This is a genomic window from Flavobacterium chungnamense, from assembly GCF_039539165.1.
In the GTDB taxonomy this organism is placed as follows: domain Bacteria; phylum Bacteroidota; class Bacteroidia; order Flavobacteriales; family Flavobacteriaceae; genus Flavobacterium; species Flavobacterium chungnamense.
Window position 1 is genome coordinate 231012 of sequence record NZ_BAABCS010000020.1, and the last position, 14231, is coordinate 245242.

The window sequence follows — 14231 nt, forward strand, 5'->3', positions numbered from 1 at the left end:
AATGTTAAATTATCGTTAACATAACAACAAATAGAAGTTATTAATTTTAACATTTTATAATAATAATTTAACACGAACAAGAATTTAGAACTTTAATATTTCAAACGTTTTCGTATTTTAGCAAAAACTAAACAAGCATCTAATTTTATGGACTTAAACTTCAACAAAAACGAAGATCATAACAAACTCTTATTATCTGATTTAAAACAAAAATTTGCCAAAGTAAAACTTGGTGGTGGCGAAAAACGCATTGAAAAACTTCATGCTGAAGGTAAAATGACTGCTCGTGAACGCATCGATTATTTACTTGATAATAAATCAAATAGCATTGAAATTGGAGCTTTTGTTGGAGACGGAATGTATGCCGAACATGGTGGTTGTCCTTCTGGTGGCGTTGTAGTGAAAATAGGTTATATTTCAGGAAAACAGTGTATAGTTGTTGCCAATGATGCCACTGTAAAAGCCGGTGCTTGGTTTCCAATTACTGGAAAGAAAAACCTTCGTGCGCAAGAGATTGCTATGGAAAATCGTCTTCCTATTATCTATTTGGTAGATTCAGCAGGCGTTTATTTGCCAATGCAAGATGAAATTTTTCCAGATAAAGAACATTTTGGTAGAATTTTTAGAAATAATGCGATTATGTCGAGCATGGGAATTACACAAATTGCTGCAGTGATGGGAAGTTGTGTTGCTGGTGGCGCTTACCTTCCAATTATGAGTGACGAAGCCATGATTGTGGATAAAACCGGAAGTATTTTTCTTGCAGGAAGTTATTTAGTAAAAGCTGCAATTGGTGAAAATATCGATAATGAAACACTTGGTGGAGCAACTACGCACTGCGAAATTTCTGGTGTAACCGATTATAAAGCTAAAGATGATAAAGACGCACTAGACAGAATAAAAAGTATCGTTGGAAAAATTGGTGATTATGAAAAAGCTGGTTTCAACAGAGAAAAACCACAAAAACCTGCTTTAAAAGAGGAAGATATTTACGGAATTATTCCAAAATCCCGTTCCGATCAATATGATATGATGGAAGTAATAAAACGATTGGTCGATAATTCTGAAATGGATATGTATAAGGAAGATTACGGAAAATCAATCATCACTTGTTATGCAAGAATCGATGGTTGGGCAGTTGGAATTGTGGCTAATCAAAGAACCGTTTCTAAAACCAAAAAAGGTGAAATTGAATTTGGAGGTGTAATTTATTCTAGCTCTGCCGATAAAGCAACTCGTTTTATTGCCAATTGCAATCAAAAGAAAATTCCATTGGTTTTCTTACAAGATGTAACAGGTTTTATGGTTGGTTCTAAATCAGAACATGGCGGAATTATTAAAGATGGTGCCAAAATGGTAAATGCAGTTTCTAATTCAATTGTACCAAAATTCACTGTTGTCGTTGGAAATTCTTATGGCGCAGGAAATTATGCTATGTGCGGTAAAGCATACGATCCAAGATTGATTTTTGCTTGGCCAAGTGCCGAATTGGCGGTTATGGGTGGAACGCAAGCCGCTAAAGTTTTAGCCCAAATTGAAGCATCATCACTAAAAGCAAAAGGTGAAACGGTTGACGAAAAAGTAGAGCAAGAACTGTTTGATAAAATCAAAGCAAGATATGATGCCCAAGTTTCTCCTTATTATGCAGCATCAAGACTTTGGACTGACGCAATAATTGACCCATTGGAAACTAGAACATGGATTTCTATGGGAATTGAAGCAGCTAACCACTCACCTATTGAAAAGAAATTTAATTTGGGAGTTATTCAGGTTTAATGTTTTAAACACAAAATTCACAAAAGTTTTTTAGAAATTCTTTTGTGACTTTTGTGTTAATCATTTTTTTAAGTAACAAATCCCTAAAACCATCTACTAATCAATTTTAAATCACATCATCATGAAAAAAATCTTTATCATTGGTTTAACTTTAATTAATTTCCAAACCGCATTTTCTCAAAAATTTACGCGTAGAGATTCGCTTCAAGGTGGTTTGCGTCCTGAAAGAACTTGTTATGATGTGCAACGTTATGATTTGAATATCAAAATAAATCCTGATGAAAAAACGATTGTGGGTTACAATGAAATTGCTTTCAAAGTAGTTGAGAATTCTTCAAAAATTCAAATAGATTTATTTGAAAACATGCAAATTGATAGCATCATTCACAATAATAAAAAACTAGAATACAAACGAGAATTTGATGCCGTTATTATTGATTTCCCAAATGGTTTAACTGTAAATTCTTCTGAAAAAATTCGTTTTTATTATTCAGGAAAACCTAAAGTTGCTAAAAATGCTCCTTGGGACGGCGGTTTTGTTTTCAAAAAAGACAAACAAGGAAAACATTGGATTGGAGTTGCTGTTCAAGGAACTGGCGCAAGTTTATGGTATCCTGTAAAAGATTCACAAACTGATGAACCTAATTTAGGCGCAACGATAAAAGTGGCTGTTCCTAATGGCTTGATGAATGTTTCTAATGGAAGATTTATTGGAAGTGAAGATCTAAAAAATGGATATACAAGATGGGATTGGGAAGTTAAAAATCCAATTAATAATTATGATATTACAGTAAATATTGCCGATTATGCACACATTCACGATAATCACAATGGTTTAGATTTAGATTATTATGTATTGAAAGATAATGAAGAAAGGGCCAAAAAGCATTTTGAAGAAGTAAAACCAATGATGGATTGCTTTCAATTGCGATTTGGAACATATCCTTTTGCAGAAGATGGTTATAAACTAGTTGAAACTCCTTATTTAGGTATGGAACATCAAAGTGCTGTAGCTTATGGGAATAAATATTTAAAAGGTTATATGGGTTCTGATTTGTCGATGACAGGAGTTGGCCTTTTGTTTGATTACATAACTATCCACGAAAGTGGTCACGAATGGTTTGGAAACAGCATTACTTCAAAAGATATTTCAGATATGTGGATACACGAAGGTTTTACACAATATACAGAAATTGTTTTTCTAGAATGTCAATTTGGCTATGATAAAGCCATGAAGTACGCCAAAGGTTTACATCGTAATGTTAGAAACGATAGACCAATCATAGGAACTTGCTGTGTTAACAATGAAGGTTCAGGTGATATGTATCCAAAAGGTGCATTGCTTTTAAACACCTTACGTCATGTGATAAATAACGATGAATTATGGTGGAAAATTATTCTGAAATACTCTGAAACGTATCGTCACAAAATTATTGATACACCAACTGTGATTGCCTTTTTCAATCAAGAAAGCAATAGAAACCTTACTCCTATTTTCAATCAATATTTGAATTTTAAAAGTATTCCTATTTTAGAATTGAAATTAAACAAAAAGAAGTTAGAATTTCAATGGAAAACCGATGTAACGGATTTCAACATGCCAATTGACATCAAAGTAAACGGGAAAGAAATTAGAATCGAACCAACAAACAAATGGAAAAAATCTAAATTCAAAATCAAATCATTAGATGAAGTTGAAGTTTTGAATAATGAGTTTTTTGTAAAGGTTTTAAAGTAATCTAAAATTTACCATAAAAACTAGTAATATCAAAATAAACAGACTTTTCCTCTCCATCTGAAGTTACAATTTTCATTGTATCGTAATGTTTTCCATTTTTAGAACCTGATCCTTGACTTATCAGTTTATATCCTGGATAAAGCTCTTTCAATTTTGAATAAACTTTATTCACACCAGTCATTTCATCTTTTGCTTTAATTATTATAGCCTTTTCGTAAGATGAACCGTCGTTTTCACTTTTAACTTCAGAAGTTTCTTTGGTGTCAGAAACTGAGTCAGTATTTTTTGTAGAAGAACAAGATGTATAAAATACAATAAATAAAGCAAACATAACTTTTTTCATAATATCAAATTTTATTTAAACCAAACTCTCTTTTCTTATAACCTTACCATTTTCTGTTTCTTTGAATTTAGCAACAAAAACTATTTCTTTTGGTCGTTCGTATTTGTCTAAACCTTCAAAAATAACTTTGTCAATATCAAACGGTTCACCTTCAACAACCAAAACCACTTTTTCACCAAGTTCAGCATCTTCTTTTGAAGCGATGAAAAATCTTCGGTCAATTTTTCCGTCTAATTTTTTCTCTACTTGTTCTGGCATAATTTTTACACCGCCACTATTAATAATATTGTCAATTCTACCTAAAAACACAAACTGATTTTCGTTAATCAATTCTACCAAATCATTAGTAACAACAGTTTCTTCTGCAATAATATGCGGTGCGTGAATAACCAAACAATTTCTATCATCATAAGTTATAGTTACATGTGGTAAAACTGTAAACTCTTTCTCACCAACTTTTTTTGCCGCAATATGCGTGATGGTTTCAGTCATTCCATAAGTTTCATAAACTTCAGTCGGTAATTTCATTAAATCTTTTTCTAACCTTTTACTAATTCTTGCACCACCAACAATAAGTTTTTTAACATTTTTAAGTTCTTTCAACGAATTTTGTGCTTGCATTGGCACCATTGCTGCAAAATCATAATTAGTATCATCCAAATTTTCCATTGGATGTGAAGTTGGCGCAACATAGTCCAAATCTAATCCAAGAATTATAGAACGAATCAGCATCATTTTTCCAGCAACATATTTCACTGGAAGGCATTGCAAAGCTCTATTTCCGGAATGTAAACCAAAGAAATCTCCTGTCGCCAAAGCAGAATTTACCATGGCTTGCTTGTCTACACGAATTGTTTTTGGTGTTCCTGTTGAACCCGAAGTTTTCATTTCAACATAAGTTTTTTCATCAAACCAATCTAAAAGAAAATCTCCAACAGGTTTCTCCCAATCGTCACCTTCCTTTATAAAACTATAGGCCACACGACACAAATCTTCTTTGTTAAGATGGAAACCATTTAATTTAAATTGATTGTGAACGTTATCGTAAGTTGGATTAATCATTATTTAATTCGTTTATAGTTGTTTTATATTTTATATCTCCGGTCAATTTTTCTTTCCAGCCGGACCATTTGTATTTTTTACTAAATAAAAGTAATAATAATGGGAAAACCACAAAAACCGGAATAATAATTTCAAGTCCAGCCGATGGATCAGAAACATCTTTAAAAATGGAATTGGTTTGCAAAGCCGACCAATCGGAAGTAACTAACAAGGCTGTTAACAAATTATTTGCAGCATGAAATCCTAAAGCCAACTCCATTCCTTCATCCATAAGTGTTATGATTCCCAAAAACAAACCTGTTCCGATGTAATAAACCAAAACAATATTTCCCATTTTATCAATCTCTGGATTGAAAATATGCATTGTTCCAAAAATCACAGAAGTCATTACTAATGGAAACCATTTGTTTTTAGAGAGATTAGCAAATCCTTGCATCAAATAACCTCTAAAAACGTATTCTTCTGTACTAGTTTGAATAGGAATTAAAATGATTCCGATAACCACTAAAATTGCAAAAGGAATGGGTTTAAAATTCCAAACCATTTCTTCTGGATTTAAATAATAGGTCAATAAAATGCTTAAAACTGTAAAAATAGCCCATATTGAAAAAGAGAAAAATACTCTCTTCCAATCAACTTTATTTCTGGATGTTGTGACTTCAAGGATTGTTTGTTTATGAAAGAACTTTATCACAATAAAAACGCCTACTAATGCAAAAACAAACGAAAGCATCATTAAAAACAAAGATAAATTAGATTCCAAAACACGCAACATTCCAGCACTATCGGTTGGCATTGTTCCTGATTTCATGGTTTTCATCAAAACGGCAATACCAAAAGGTATTTGACCAATAGTTGAAGCTATAATGATTAAAATTGATCCTACAATATATTTCCAAAAAGGATTTTCTTTCTTTACACCTTGTTCTATAAACATAATTCTGTTAAATTTATTTTTTACTAAAATACTATATTTATTGCAATATTCATTTAATTTACAGAAAAAAATATGATAACAATTTACCATAATCCACGTTGTGGAAAATCTAGAGAATGTTTAGCATTTATTGAAAATTCAAAGCAAGAATTTGAAGTTATAAAGTACCTCGAAAACCCATTAACATTCAAGGAATTAGAAAGTATTATTAAAAAACTAAACCTCAAACCAATTGAACTAATTAGAACCAAAGAATCTATTTGGATTGAAAACTTTAAAGGAAAAGCTTTATCTGACAAAGAAATCATTCAATCAATGGTAGATTTTCCTATTTTAATGGAACGACCAATTGCTGTAAATGGAAACAAAGCGGTTATAGCGAGACCATTTGAAAAAGTTAAAGAAATTATTTAGATTAATTCAATTTTACTTTTAACAAACCTTTGTGATTTGATGGTTAAACGAAAGTTTATTTTTGCAGTCAAATGAGAACTGTGAAATATAAACATCAAATCATGAAAAAAATTAAATTCTTTTTAACATTAGCTTTGTTATTAAGTACTCTATTAAATTATTCGCAACAAAAACCTGAAGGCAAAAAAGTAAGAGTAACCGGAAAGATTGTTGATAAAATAAGTAGTCAACCTTTAGAATATTCTACAATATCTCTAGTAAACACTACAACAAACAAAATCACTGCTGGTGGAATTACCGATGCAAAAGGTGATTTTAGCTTTGATGCTTCTCCAGGAACTTACAACGTAAAAGTAGAGTTCATCTCATTTAAACCACTTGAAATTAAAGGCAAAGTAATTAAAGAAAATACCAATTTAGGAACTATTTCCCTTGAAGATGAAGCTACAAAACTAAATGAAGTTGTAATTCGTTCTGAAAAAACTACAGTTGAAATCAAACTTGACAAAAAAGTTTACAACGTTGGTAATGATCTAATGGTAAAAGGTGGAACTGTAAGTGATGTTTTAGATAATATTCCTTCCGTTGCTGTAAGTGTTGAAGGTAATGTTAGTTTAAGAGGAAACGAAAATGTTAGAATCTTAATCGATGGAAAACCTTCAAATGCAATCAATATCAATGATGCTTTACGTATGATTCCAGCAGATGCTATTGATAAAGTTGAAGTAATTACTAATCCATCCGCAAGATATGACGCTGAAGGTGGTGGAGGTTTATTAAACATCATCCTTAAAAAAGGTAAAACCAATGGATTAAATGGCGTAATCATTGCAACTACCGGTTATCCTGATAATCATGGTTTGAGCGGAAACTTGAACTACAAAACAAGTGAATTCAACTTATTTACTACACAAGGTTACAATTACAGAAGTAATCCAGGTAACTCTTTGGTAGAAACAAATTATTTGAATGTTGGAGCATCTTCTCCAAACTTCATTAATGAAACAAGAGATAACGACAGATTAAATAAAGGATACAACGGAAACTTTGGTGCAGAATGGTTTTTAGACAAAAATACAACTTGGACTAATACCGTTAACTATCGTAAAACATCTGGTGATAATCAAGACAATGTTTTCTTTGATAGACAATACACAAATTCAAGTCTTAACAATTTTCAAACACGTATTAACTTCGAAGATAGCAAAAGTGAAAACATTGATTTTTCTTCTAATTTATTGAAAAAATTCAAAAAAGATGGTCATAAATTGACTATTGATACTCAATTTTCTAAAAATAGAGACAATAATATTGCAACTATTCTTGATAGCCAAGATGGAACAGATGCAACTGTAAATATTCAAAAACAAAGCCGCAATTTAATTCAAGCGGATTATGTTTTGCCATTAGGTAAATCAATGCAACTTGAAGCTGGATATCGTGGAGATTTTTCTGAACAAGATACTGATGTAACTGTTTTTAATGAAGGTGTTGTAAATAACCTTTTCACAAACAATTTAGTTTACAAAGAAAAAGTACATGCTCTTTATTCACAATACGGATTTAAAGTAAAAAAACTATCTGTTTTATTAGGAATGCGTTGGGAAGATTCTAAAATTGATATCAACCAAATTACAACAAGTGATTTCAATAATAAAAAATACGATAATTTCTTTCCAAGTGCTTTCTTCACTTATGAAATATCTGATAAAACAAATGCTTCCATCAGTTACAGCAGAAGAATTCAAAGACCAAGAGGTAGACAAATAAATCCTTTTAGCAATTACTCAAGTAATATTAATATCTTTCAAGGAAATCCTGATTTAGATCCAGCTTTTACAGATGCTTTCGATTTAGGTTTCTTGAAAAGTTGGGATAAATTTACTTTAAACACCTCTTTGTATGTAAATAAAACAACTGATTCCTTTCAATTTGTAAGAAGAGAGTCTGGGGCTTTTGTAAACGGTATTCCTGTAATTTTAAGTTCACCTATCAACCTTGCAACAGAATACAGAGCAGGTTTTGAATTCACTTTAAATTATACTCCATACAAATGGTGGAAATTAAACAGTAACTTCAATTTATTTAGAGTAGAAACTCAAGGAGATTTTACTTACACTAATTTCTTAAACAATGATGTTACTCAAAACTTTGATAACATTGCAACTTCATGGACAGCAAGACTAACATCTAAAATAACTTTACCTAAAAAGATTGATTGGCAAACCAATGCAACCTATAATGGTCCTCAAACCAATGCACAAGGTAGAAGTTTAGGTGTTTTTGCAATGAACCTAGCATTCAGCAAAGATGTTCTTAAAGATAAAGGAACGCTTTCTTTAAATGTAAGTGACGTTTTTAATTCAAGAAAAAGAATTATGGAAACTAACATTCCTAATTTAATCAATTCTTATGCAGAAATGCAATGGAGAGAAAGACAAATTACTCTTTCATTTACATATCGTTTCAACAAACCTAAAAACGAAAAAGAAAGACAACCTAAAAGAAATCAAGATGAAGGTGGTGGTGATTTCCCAGGATAAAAAAATGAACCGCATAAAAAAAGTCCCAATTACTTGGGACTTTTTTATTTAAAACAAAACAATTAAGCTTGCTCTAATTCTCTGTTAGCTTTTCTTTCTTTCAATAATTCTCTTGTAGCACCAAATATCCAATAGAATACGAAGTGAATTAAGAAAATCATTAACCAAAAACCAATGGTTAAAATGGTTAAGAAAAGTAAGAAGCCTAAATACTGTTGTAAAGTAAACATGTTTTACAGAATTTAATGTATATACAGGTCAAAGGTAATTGATAATTTTCTTATGAGCAATAATTCTCAAATAATTATTAACTACTTTTTAAACAATCAATACCATTTTTTCTTTTTAAAATAATAAATCATTCCCAAAAGCAATAATAACATGAATCCAAGAATGATGAAATAACCATATTTCCAATGCAATTCTGGCATATTGTCGAAGTTCATTCCATATACTCCAACTATAAAAGTTAATGGCATAAAAAACACAGAAACCACAGTTAATGTTTTCATTACTTCATTTAGCTTATGATTTTGGGTAGAAAAATAAAAGTTAGAAGCACTATCTAATGAGGCCGAATCATATTCAATCTGTTCTAAAAGCTCTAAACACTTTTGATGCAAACGATCAAAGAAACTGTAATTTTCTAATTCTATACTATTAAAAACATTGTCGTCTTTCATACTTTTAATAGAATACAACGAATCTCTTAAAGGAATAATTGAACGTTTTAAAAAATTAAAATTGTCACGATGTTTTTCAATTTGAACCAAAATTTCTGGGCTTGTACTTGTTTTAGAAATATTAATCAACTCTTCTACTCTATCTTCTTCGTTTTCTATAGTAATGTAGAAATTTTCCATTACAGCATCTAACAATAAATAAAGTAAATAGTCCGCTTTTTTCTCACGTACAATTCCAGAATGAGTTCGAATACGTTCACGAATATGAGTAAAAAAATCACTACGTTTCTCTTGAAAAGAAACTAAAATACCATTTTTTAAAAGAAAACTAATTTGCTCCACATTAATATTATCAGAGTTTTCAACTGGCAACAAAGATTTAATATTAAAAAACAACACATCGTGATATTCGTCTAATTTGGTTCGTTTTGCGGTGTTTAAAATATCTCCAAGCATAAAATTGTCCACTTTCAAATAGTCTCCAACTGATTTTATAACTTCAATATTATTTAACCCATGAACATTAAGCCAATTTACTTTATTCAAATCTACATTAGCTCCTATTTCATGAACATTTAATTCTTCACATTCAGTAAGATCATGAGTATCATAAACAAACAATTGCAATTCTGTTTTTATTTGCTTGTGAACTCCAGTATAGTCAAAAAAACTAGGTTGTACTTTTCTTCCTTTTTTGTATTTAATTTTTCTCACGAATTCAAATTTTGTCTAAATTTAGAAATTATTATTATTTAAAAAGTAATTTTACGGAAATTCCTCCAATGAAATATTGTTTGACTTTACTTTTCACTCTTGCAAGCCTTTTATCATTTAGCCAAAATGATGAAATAAAAGGTCTTGTTAAGTCTGTTCGTGAGAAAGTAATCTTTAAAAAGTATGAAAAAAAAGTCGAAGAATTTGTAGATGATGAAGGCAATATAATTAGAAGAACTTATTTGCCTGATTTTGGGGTTTCCAGAAGCCCATACGGTAATTTTTTTAAATCTCCTGATTTAATAATTAGTGGTTTTCCAAAAACATGGTATTATAATAATAATTCAATTTATAAAAATTACTTTAAATCATTTTCTAAAACTGGTAAAAAAGTATTAGAAAAATGGTATGAACATGATAATGAAGTTATTGATACAATTGAATTTAAATATGATATTAAAGATAGTTTAATCTTAAGAACAGAAAAAGATTATGATATCAGTTTTGAAGAAAGAACATATAACAATTCAGGTCTTGAAAGTATATTATATACAACAAAATTTGATAATGAAATTAATATTCAAAAAGTAAAATTTACTTATAATGAAAAAAATAAGGTAATTAGAAGAGATTATTTTAGAGATAGCATATACGATTCAAGTACTTTTTACAAATATAATGATAAAGGAAGTATTGTGGAAGAGTCTGAATTTCAATCATTGGAAAAAATTCATTCAAAAAGCATACAAACTGATGCAGATTTTTTAAATATTAAAGGTTACAGTATCACTTATTTAGAAAATAAATACGATGAAAATAATAAAATAATTCAGATAAATAAATACAAATCATTAGACAGAAAAGCTTTTTTAAATAGTTCAACTTTTTATAATTATGAAGGCAATAAACTCATTATAACAACAAAAAAATTTAATAATGCCAATATATCCATAAATGAACTAGAATATAAAAACAACTTATTAATTAACGAAAGATATTTTAACCGAGGAAAAGCAATACAACTAAAAAGTTTTTTTTACAATAAAGACAATTACCTCGTAAAAGCTATAATAAAAGATCGTGAAGAATTATATAATATCGAATTTAAATATAAATTTGACCGAAAAGGAAATTGGATTAAGCAAACAAAATATGTTAACGGAGTTCCAACTTACGAATTAATTAGAGAAATAGAATATTACTAATAATGACAACACTAATCAACAACATTAAAGAGCTACTTCAAATTAGAGACGCATCCATTAGAAAAGTTTCTGGCAGCGAAATGGCTATTCTACCTTCTATAAAAAACGCTTATCTCTTAATAGAAAACGACCTAATTGCCGACTTTGGTTTGATGGAAAATTGTCCCAAAATTAATGCCGATGAAACTATTGACGCAACCGGAAAAGTAGTACTTCCTGCTTGGTGCGACAGTCATACACATATAGTTTATGCTGGCAATCGCATTCAAGAATTTGTAGATAGAATCAACGGATTGAGTTACGAAGAAATAGCCAATCGTGGTGGTGGTATCTTAAACTCGGCCAAAAAACTAAACGAAACTTCAGAAGAAGAACTTTACAACCAATCGAAAGCTCGTCTTGAAGAAGTCATGAAACAAGGAACTGGAGCAGTCGAAATCAAATCGGGTTACGGATTGACTGTTGATGGCGAAATCAAAATGCTTCGTGTGATTAAGAAACTTGCTCAAAATTATCCTATTGCCATAAAAGCTACTTTTCTTGGCGCACATGCGTTTCCAGTTGAATACAAAGAAAACCATTCTGGCTATATCGATTTGATTGTTAACGAAATGCTACCAAAAATTGCTCAAGAAAATCTAGCAGATTATATCGATGCATTCTGCGAAACTGGTTATTTCTCTGTAGAAGAAACCGAAAAAATCATGGAAGCTGGAAAACAATACGGATTACGTTCCAAAATTCACGTCAACCAATTCAACGCCATTAACGGAATTGCAGCTTGCGTAAAACACAACGCACTTTCGGTAGATCATCTCGAAGTTGTAACCGACGAAGATATTGAAGTTCTAAAAAATACCGAAACCATGCCAGTGGCTTTGCCTTCTTGCTCCTATTTTATCAGTATTCCTTACACGCCAGCGCGCCAAATGTTGAACGCAGGTTTGCCTTTAGCTTTAGCCACCGATTTTAATCCTGGCACTACACCATCTGGTAATATGAATTTTGTAGTTGCTACAGCTTGCATCAAAATGAAAATGACACCTGAAGAATCTATAAATGCAGCCACAATAAACGGCGCCTACGCAATGGGATTAGAAAAAACACACGGAAGTATCACTTTAGGTAAAAAAGCCAACATCATTATAAGTAAAGAAGTTACATCATTCTACCAACTACCCTATTGCTTCGGAACTGATTTAATTGATAGCGTGATTATTGAAGGTAAAAAGATTATGTAGTTTTTAAAAAATATCTAAAGACAATTATATTTTTTTATAAATACAAACCATAGTCAGTAAATAAAAACAGAAAACAGAATGAATCCTCTAACATAATATGAAAACCTATCTCTTTTTTATTACATTATGTGTATTATTTTATAGTTGTTCTGAGAATAAAAAACGTTGTTACTCAAGTTTTACTTATTTCAAAGGGAATATTAAGTATAGTTATTATTTAAAGTTTACATCATCTGACACAGTGTATTTCTATGACAGATATCCTTTAGGTAAAAAAGGAACTTACTACTTTTTACTTGATGAAGTTACCAGAAATGAATTAGATAAAATTGTTTGTAAATTTAGATTCCCAAAAGATTCTGTTCAATTAAATAGTGATGTAGAAGATGGGACAACAATAGCATTTGATATAGATAAAAAAAGAGTAATGTTACATAGTAATAAAGGACCAAAAGAGTTTTGGAATTTTGAAGAAACTATGAGTAGTATTCAATTTTTAGATTTACTGAAGCCCTTGAATAAAAAAGTGAAGTTTGAAAACTTTGATAAAATGTTACCGGCTCCACCAATTCTTGCCCGAAGTTCTAGTTTAATTATAAAAACTGATTAAATGAACTTATATAATTTATTATTTGGTCTATTTTTATCGATTGTTTCTTTTTGGCTTTTTGTGAGAGAAATGACAAAAAGTAAGAAACCAATAGATGGTTATAAAATTCGAATAATTGGAAGTCTATTTGGACTTTTTCTATTGGGAATTTATCTTATTTTTTCTGAACTTATGAAATTATAATGTTATATATTTTTGATTAAAAACTCTGCTACACATGAAAAAACTTTTTAGTCTATTAATTTTCACAACCATTTTTTCTTGTGGTGACACAAAAGAAAAATTCACAATTAAATCAAAGCGATCAAAAGATTTTTCTGTGTTCCAAGTTTTAGACGAAAAAGGAAACTTGATAAAGGAACTCGATACATCAAAATACATCATTTGTTTTGACGAAGATAAAGTCGGTTATTTCTCTATTTTTGGAATTGCAAATGAGAGTGGCTGGATAGCTATAGATAGTCAAGAAAAACAACTTTTCAAAGTTTACAACACAAGTTATGGTGAACAATCACCTGATTATTTAATTGATGGAAAAATAAGAATTGTTGATGAAGATGGAAAAATTGGCTTTGCTAACAACAAAGGTGAAGTCATCATAAAACCACAATTTGAAGATGTTACTTATTTTCACAAGGGAAAAGCTATAATTGGGAAAACTTGCAAAAAAGTACAATGGAAACTACAGGAAGAATTTAACCATAGTGATTGCCAACATTATTCCATCGAATGTAAAGAATATGGCTATATTGATGACAAAGGAAAAATAATGCTTTTAGGGAATTATACATTTGAAGAAATTGCAAAAAAAATAAATTGGAAAAGCCAATACGAATAAAGACCAACTACTCTATTTCTCCGGAACTGATTTAATTGATAACGTAATTATTGAAGCTTGAAAGATTGTGTTGTTTTTTTTTATATGTTTAAAAATCTACGGACAATCATAATTTTTTTTTACAAAA

13 protein-coding genes are annotated in these 14231 nt (G+C 30.3%); 8 read left to right on the forward strand and 5 right to left on the reverse strand.

Annotated features, from left to right (window positions below):
* Positions 1-147 precede the first annotated feature (147 nt).
* Together ABD771_RS11530 and ABD771_RS11535 are read left to right on the forward strand one after the other, a co-directional pair.
* Positions 148-1776 carry an acyl-CoA carboxylase subunit beta gene (locus tag ABD771_RS11530; RefSeq protein WP_345094692.1) on the forward strand — a complete coding sequence of 543 codons (1629 nt, stop codon included), beginning with the start codon at positions 148-150 and terminating at the stop codon, positions 1774-1776.
* A 121-nt stretch (positions 1777-1897) separates the two neighbouring features.
* Entirely contained in the window at positions 1898-3514 is a 1617-nt protein-coding gene (locus tag ABD771_RS11535; RefSeq protein ID WP_345094694.1) for a M1 family metallopeptidase, read from the forward strand.
* Between the two features lies 1 nt (position 3515).
* Here the strand turns inward: ABD771_RS11535 and ABD771_RS11540 are convergent, their stop codons facing one another.
* The 3 genes from ABD771_RS11540 to ABD771_RS11550 are packed head-to-tail and all read right to left on the reverse strand — an operon-like array spanning position 3516 to position 5856.
* A complete protein-coding gene (locus ABD771_RS11540) occupies positions 3516-3857 on the reverse strand; it encodes a hypothetical protein (RefSeq protein WP_345094696.1) in 342 nt (113 codons plus the stop codon).
* A gap of 15 nt (positions 3858-3872) precedes the next feature.
* Positions 3873-4919: an AMP-binding protein gene (locus tag ABD771_RS11545; protein WP_345094698.1), complete on the reverse strand. Its 1047-nt coding sequence runs from the start codon at positions 4917-4919 to the stop codon at positions 3873-3875.
* Entirely contained in the window at positions 4912-5856 is a 945-nt protein-coding gene (locus ABD771_RS11550; RefSeq protein WP_345094700.1) for a CPBP family intramembrane glutamic endopeptidase, read from the reverse strand. Before ABD771_RS11550 ends, ABD771_RS11545 begins: the two co-directional genes overlap by 8 nt.
* Before the next feature lie 72 nt (positions 5857-5928).
* Between ABD771_RS11550 and arsC the strand changes: the two genes are divergently transcribed.
* Together arsC and ABD771_RS11560 are read left to right on the forward strand one after the other, a co-directional pair.
* Positions 5929-6270, forward strand: coding sequence for an arsenate reductase (glutaredoxin) (gene arsC / locus ABD771_RS11555; RefSeq protein WP_345094702.1), 342 nt, complete (start codon positions 5929-5931; stop codon positions 6268-6270).
* A 101-nt stretch (positions 6271-6371) separates the two neighbouring features.
* The gene (locus ABD771_RS11560) at positions 6372-8813 is read left to right on the forward strand and encodes a TonB-dependent receptor (protein WP_345094704.1); all 2442 of its coding nucleotides are present in this window, start codon (positions 6372-6374) and stop codon (positions 8811-8813) included.
* Positions 8814-8875: 62 nt separating this feature from the next.
* On the opposite strand, the gene ABD771_RS11565 is transcribed toward ABD771_RS11560, so the two are convergent.
* Together ABD771_RS11565 and corA are read right to left on the reverse strand one after the other, a co-directional pair.
* Complete coding sequence (locus tag ABD771_RS11565; protein WP_344816299.1) at positions 8876-9043, reverse strand: hypothetical protein; 168 nt, start codon at positions 9041-9043, stop codon at positions 8876-8878.
* A gap of 96 nt (positions 9044-9139) precedes the next feature.
* Positions 9140-10210: a magnesium/cobalt transporter CorA gene (corA, locus tag ABD771_RS11570; RefSeq protein WP_345094707.1), complete on the reverse strand. Its 1071-nt coding sequence runs from the start codon at positions 10208-10210 to the stop codon at positions 9140-9142.
* A gap of 68 nt (positions 10211-10278) precedes the next feature.
* Here corA and ABD771_RS11575 point away from each other — a divergent pair, with 68 nt between their 5' ends.
* The 4 genes from ABD771_RS11575 to ABD771_RS11590 all read left to right on the forward strand — a co-directional run bounded on the left by ABD771_RS11575 (position 10279) and on the right by ABD771_RS11590 (position 14104).
* Entirely contained in the window at positions 10279-11415 is a 1137-nt protein-coding gene (locus tag ABD771_RS11575; RefSeq protein WP_345094709.1) for a hypothetical protein, read from the forward strand.
* Positions 11416-11417: 2 nt separating this feature from the next.
* Positions 11418-12656: an imidazolonepropionase gene (gene hutI / locus ABD771_RS11580; protein ID WP_345094711.1), complete on the forward strand. Its 1239-nt coding sequence runs from the start codon at positions 11418-11420 to the stop codon at positions 12654-12656.
* A gap of 97 nt (positions 12657-12753) precedes the next feature.
* The gene (locus tag ABD771_RS11585; RefSeq protein ID WP_345094713.1) at positions 12754-13266 is read left to right on the forward strand and encodes a hypothetical protein; all 513 of its coding nucleotides are present in this window, start codon (positions 12754-12756) and stop codon (positions 13264-13266) included.
* A 217-nt stretch (positions 13267-13483) separates the two neighbouring features.
* Positions 13484-14104, forward strand: a complete 621-nt coding sequence (locus ABD771_RS11590) for a WG repeat-containing protein (protein ID WP_345094716.1) — start codon at positions 13484-13486, stop codon at positions 14102-14104.
* The last annotated feature ends 127 nt before the right edge of the window (positions 14105-14231 follow it).

Coding starts and splice junctions, on each gene's coding strand:
- ABD771_RS11530 (WP_345094692.1), top strand. CDS start 148: ATGGACTTAAACTTCAACAAAAACGAAGATCATAACAAACTCTTATTA.
- ABD771_RS11535 (WP_345094694.1), top strand. CDS start 1,898: ATGAAAAAAATCTTTATCATTGGTTTAACTTTAATTAATTTCCAAACC.
- ABD771_RS11540 (WP_345094696.1), bottom strand. CDS start 3,857: ATGAAAAAAGTTATGTTTGCTTTATTTATTGTATTTTATACATCTTGT.
- ABD771_RS11545 (WP_345094698.1), bottom strand. CDS start 4,919: ATGATTAATCCAACTTACGATAACGTTCACAATCAATTTAAATTAAAT.
- ABD771_RS11550 (WP_345094700.1), bottom strand. CDS start 5,856: ATGTTTATAGAACAAGGTGTAAAGAAAGAAAATCCTTTTTGGAAATAT.
- arsC (WP_345094702.1), top strand. CDS start 5,929: ATGATAACAATTTACCATAATCCACGTTGTGGAAAATCTAGAGAATGT.
- ABD771_RS11560 (WP_345094704.1), top strand. CDS start 6,372: ATGAAAAAAATTAAATTCTTTTTAACATTAGCTTTGTTATTAAGTACT.
- ABD771_RS11565 (WP_344816299.1), bottom strand. CDS start 9,043: ATGTTTACTTTACAACAGTATTTAGGCTTCTTACTTTTCTTAACCATT.
- ABD771_RS11575 (WP_345094709.1), top strand. CDS start 10,279: ATGAAATATTGTTTGACTTTACTTTTCACTCTTGCAAGCCTTTTATCA.
- hutI (WP_345094711.1), top strand. CDS start 11,418: ATGACAACACTAATCAACAACATTAAAGAGCTACTTCAAATTAGAGAC.
- ABD771_RS11585 (WP_345094713.1), top strand. CDS start 12,754: ATGAAAACCTATCTCTTTTTTATTACATTATGTGTATTATTTTATAGT.
- ABD771_RS11590 (WP_345094716.1), top strand. CDS start 13,484: ATGAAAAAACTTTTTAGTCTATTAATTTTCACAACCATTTTTTCTTGT.